The organism is Nitrospirota bacterium (assembly GCA_016212185.1).
Lineage (GTDB): Bacteria > Nitrospirota > Thermodesulfovibrionia > UBA6902 > DSMQ01 > JACRGX01.
This window is the reverse complement of record JACRGX010000080.1, coordinates 1-4,436: the sequence shown is the minus strand read 5'-3', so window position 1 is coordinate 4,436 and position 4,436 is coordinate 1. Positions and strand designations below refer to the sequence as shown.

The window sequence follows — 4,436 nt, the reverse complement described above, 5'->3', positions numbered from 1 at the left end:
TAATACCCAAAAACAGGCCTATTTATTTTTTTAAAGGATTATGGCCAAAGCTTCCTGTATTCTAAAAGCCAGTATCTCTTGATTGCGCATATTCCTGTGCCTAAAGGCTTCTTTATTCCCGTGAAGAACGGTTTTTTTAAAATAATCAAATGCGCCGAATGGGGTAATAGACGGGGTAATGGATAGGGTAATATAGGGGGTGGGCAGGGTATATTGAACCGCTTGTTTTTACTGCAAATTCTGCCAGTCTTAACACCCCCGTTTAACCTCTGCTTTTTTATTCTTTCTTTATTTTTTCTTTAAAATACCCCTTGACAGATACAATTTATCCCTTATAATGATCATATAAGACAGGCTTACGCCTTTAGATTTGAAAATGTTATTTTTTCACCCCTGCAACCATTGAAATTCTTCAAAAATACTTCAAAAGTTGAACAGGGATTTTTTATGTCCACAATTCTTATCTTTTCCCCATATTTGCTTCTCATCCTGTCGCTTTTTTAATCTTTTAACCTCTCTCGGGGAAGAAATATAGCTCAGCTATGCCGATCTCAGAGAAAACTTCCCTCATATGACGGCGGAAATTCTCGCGCTATGTGCGGGCTTCCCCACGATTATCTTCTCAGGGACCGGAGTATTTGCAAAGAGGGTTCGAAGAAATTTGAGAGCGGCTTCCTTATCAGAAAAAGTCTCAATATGGGCATTCTTTTTTTGAATCGCCGATGCCTTCAAGCAGATAGTGAAACCAGTAGTTCTTATCTTTAGAAAATTCCTTGCCTCCTGCTCCGAATGCGGGCTTGAAGTTGAAGACTACAGTCTGTCCTTTACCATCAAGACCATTCAGTCTAGCCTTCTCACCAATGGTGTAATAGTTGGACTGCACATCAGTTTGCAGCTTCATGGGTGTAATGCCAAGGTAGAAATGCCCTACGCAAAAAGTGTGGTTTAAAGCAGTCTGTAGAGTAGTCCGGCTAGAACAGATGTAAAAGAATTGCTTTCCTTTTACCCTTGATTTTCCCAGTAATTATAAGTATCTTCATAATGGCTTTTTTACAAAAACGAAAAAATAATTGTGACATTAAAACCTATCTGTAAGCGTGAAAAGAAAATAAAAAAGAATGTTGTTAGCACATGTCTTGTATTGTTATGACACTGTAAAGCCAAAGGAGTATGAATATGCCCCATATATTGCCCGGATAGACTTCATAAAAGTTGAGATTATGTTTAAGCTGTTCAACTACTCATGCCCAAAATCAACAAGATAACGGACTGACTTGAAAGTTATCGGGAGGCTTCAGCAAATGATATGAGAACGGGGAGATACCCAAATAATCATATGGAACTGACTCCTTACCACGCCAAGTATTTTGCCCATGAACTGACGAGACGGTATTCGTCCGACAGCCTGCAAAAACTTGCTGCCTCTTTGTCTGACGCACAAGTTGATTTAAACCCCCATCAGGTAGAGGCTGCCTTATTTGCCTTCCGTTCTCCGCTTTCAAAAGGCGCTATTCTGGCAGATGAAGTCGGATTAGGCAAAACGATAGAAGCGGGTATTGTCATTTCACAAAAATGGGCGGAGCGCAAACGGAAAATCCTTATCATTGTCCCTTCCAGCCTTCGTAAACAGTGGAATCAGGAATTATTGGATAAATTTTTCCTGCCTTCAATTATTCTGGAAACAAAATCCTTTAATCAGAAAATCAAAAACGGCAACCTGAATCCGTTCAAGCAAAGTGACATTGTGATATGCTCCTATCACTTTGCAAAGGCAAAGGATGTCTATATCAAACAGATTGAGTGGGACATCATAGTCATTGACGAGGCGCACCATTTACGGAATGTTTATAAAAATACAAACAAAATCGCCAATGCTATTAAAGTTGCCGTAGCACACTCGCCAAAACTTCTGCTTACAGCAACACCCCTTCAAAATACTCTCATGGAGTTATATGGACTGGTAAGCATTATTGATGATTATACATTTGGAGATTTAACAAGTTTCAAGAGCCGGTTCGCCCGCCTGACCAATAATGATAACTTTGACGATTTAAAGGAGCGGTTAAAACCTATTTGCAAACGGACATTGAGGAGGCAAGTTCTTGAGTATGTGAAATACACAAACCGCATTCCCATAACACAGGAGTTTTATCCTACTGAGAATGAGCAGAGACTTTATGATATGGTGTCTGATTATTTACAGCAGCAAAGCCTTTATGCCTTGCCGGCAAGCCAAAGGCAATTGATGACCCTTATTCTGCGCAAACTGCTTGCATCATCCACCTATGCAATTTCAGGAACACTGGAGGCTCTTGGAAATAAACTTGATGCTATTGTCGAAAATCAGGAAGCCGTGCCGTTGCTTGAGGAAAAAATATCAGAGGACTTTGAAATTCTTGATGAAATAAAGGACGAATGGACAGAAGGAGACGAGGAAACAGAAGAAACAAAGACCTATACCCCTGAAGAAATAAAATCCATCAAGGAAGAAAGCAAGTCTCTGAAAGAATTTCACTCTCTCGCACAGTCAATAAAAAAGAACTCCAAAGGCGACGTTTTAATGACTGCATTGAAAGCCGGATTTGCTGAGGCTGAAAAAAGAGGCGGCGTCAGAAAGGCGGTAATCTTTACCGAATCAACCAGAACACAGAAATATCTTGAAAACATTTTAGAGAATACTGAATACAGCGGAAGGATTGCCCTGTTCAACGGCTCAAATACCGACCCTAAATCACAAGAAATTTACAAACACTGGATTGAAAAGCATCAAGGCACTGACAGGATTACCGGCTCCAAAAGCGCGGATATGCGCGCTGCTCTGGTTGAATATTTCAGGGATGAGGCAATCATAATGATCGCAACCGAGGCAGGGGCTGAAGGGATTAACTTGCAGTTCTGCTCATTGGTAGTGAATTATGACCTTCCTTGGAATCCGCAGCGCATTGAGCAGCGTATCGGCAGGTGCCACCGCTATGGGCAAAATCATGATGTTGTTGTGGTTAATTTTCTGAATAAGAAAAATGCAGCAGACCAAAGGGTCTATCAACTTCTCTCGGAGAAATTTAAACTCTTTGAAGGTGTCTTCGGCGCGAGCGATGAAATTCTGGGCAGCATTGAATCAGGCGTTGATTTTGAAAAACGCATTGCCCAAATTTATCAGCAGTGCAGAACACAGGAAGAAATACAGACTGCATTTGATGCCCTTCAGAAAGAGATGGAGCCGCAGATTGGTGAAACAATGAGTCTTACCAGACAACGGCTGCTTGAGAACTTTGACGAGGAAGTCCATGAAAAACTCAGAATCAATCTGCAGGAAAGCAGGGATTATCTCTCAAAATACGAAAACTGGCTTTGGCAGATTACGAAATATTATCTTGAACCGTATGCCGATTTTGCAGAAGACGGCTATTCCTTCATGCTGAAAAAGAACCCTTTCAGCAATGAAACAATACACCCTGGCCCGTATAGGATTGGGAAAAACATTGAAGATGCGAATATCTACAGGATAGGACATCCGTTGGCTCAACGTATCATTGAAAAGTGCAAGGCATTATCATTGGATAGTCAGGAGTTATCTTTCAATTATTCCGCGATGCCAAAGAAAATAAGCATATTAGAGCCTCTTATTGGGAAATCAGGGTGGCTGTCTGTAATAAACCTGACTATCAATTCATTTGAGACCGAAGACCAAATTCTACTATGCGGAATAAGCAATGGCGGCTTGGAACTGGACATAGAGCAATGCCAAAGGCTTTTTTCTTTGTCTGCGACTGTAAAGCCTTCTCAAACTGATAGTGAAAACAGTATAAAAGAGGCATTGAAGCAAATTGCCAATAAACAGCAGTCCAAAATTCTGCAAGTCAATGCTGAGCGCAATGCAGGTTTTTTTGATTCCGAGATGGAAAAACTTGACAAATGGGCAGAGGATGTCAAAAATAGCCTTGAGATTGAACTAAAGGAATTGGACAAGGAGATAAAAACCAGAAAGACAGAGGCAAAAAAGATGCTGAATCTTGAAGAAAAGGTAAAGGCGCAAAGGCAGATAAAGGAAATGGAGAAGAAACGAAATACCTTGAGAATGAATCTTTATCAGGCACAGGATGAAGTGGACGGCAGAAAAGAAAGTTTGATTAACGAGATAGAGGCGAGGCTGAAGCAGAAAGTAGAAAGCAAAGAGCTTTTTCTGGTAAAATGGAGCGTAATTTAAGGCAGAGGCAATGACAGACGCAGACAAAATAAATATTCTGATTAAAGAGGGCGAAGGGCTTACCGTTGAGTTTAAGGAACATTTTACCGCCCGGATTGATGAGGATATGGTTGCGTTTGCAAACACAAAAGGCGGGACAATCCTTCTCGGTGTCAGAGACGACCGCACAATAGCAGGGGAGAAACTAACCAATGACCTCAAAGCCCGCATCAATTCTATTGCAAGAAAC

At 41.0% G+C, this 4,436-nt stretch carries 3 protein-coding genes; 2 read left to right on the top strand and 1 reads right to left on the bottom strand.

Annotated elements, in window-relative coordinates:
• Positions 1 to 691 precede the first annotated feature (691 nt).
• The gene (locus HZA10_09610) at positions 692 to 901 is read right to left on the bottom strand and encodes a hypothetical protein (protein MBI5196567.1); all 210 of its coding nucleotides are present in this window, start codon (positions 899 to 901) and stop codon (positions 692 to 694) included.
• Positions 902 to 1,336: 435 nt separating this feature from the next.
• Here HZA10_09610 and HZA10_09605 point away from each other — a divergent pair, with 435 nt between their 5' ends.
• Complete coding sequence (locus tag HZA10_09605) at positions 1,337 to 4,207, top strand: DEAD/DEAH box helicase family protein (protein MBI5196566.1); 2,871 nt, start codon at positions 1,337 to 1,339, stop codon at positions 4,205 to 4,207.
• 10 nt (positions 4,208 to 4,217) lie between these two features.
• A partial coding sequence (locus HZA10_09600; GenBank protein ID MBI5196565.1) for an ATP-binding protein occupies positions 4,218 to 4,436 on the top strand: 219 nt, incomplete at its 3' end.

Bases quoted from the DNA above. Each gene is read 5' to 3' on its own strand.
- HZA10_09610 (MBI5196567.1), bottom strand. From the start codon at position 901: ATGAAGCTGCAAACTGATGTGCAGTCCAACTATTACACCATTGGTGAG.
- HZA10_09605 (MBI5196566.1), top strand. From the start codon at position 1,337: ATGGAACTGACTCCTTACCACGCCAAGTATTTTGCCCATGAACTGACG.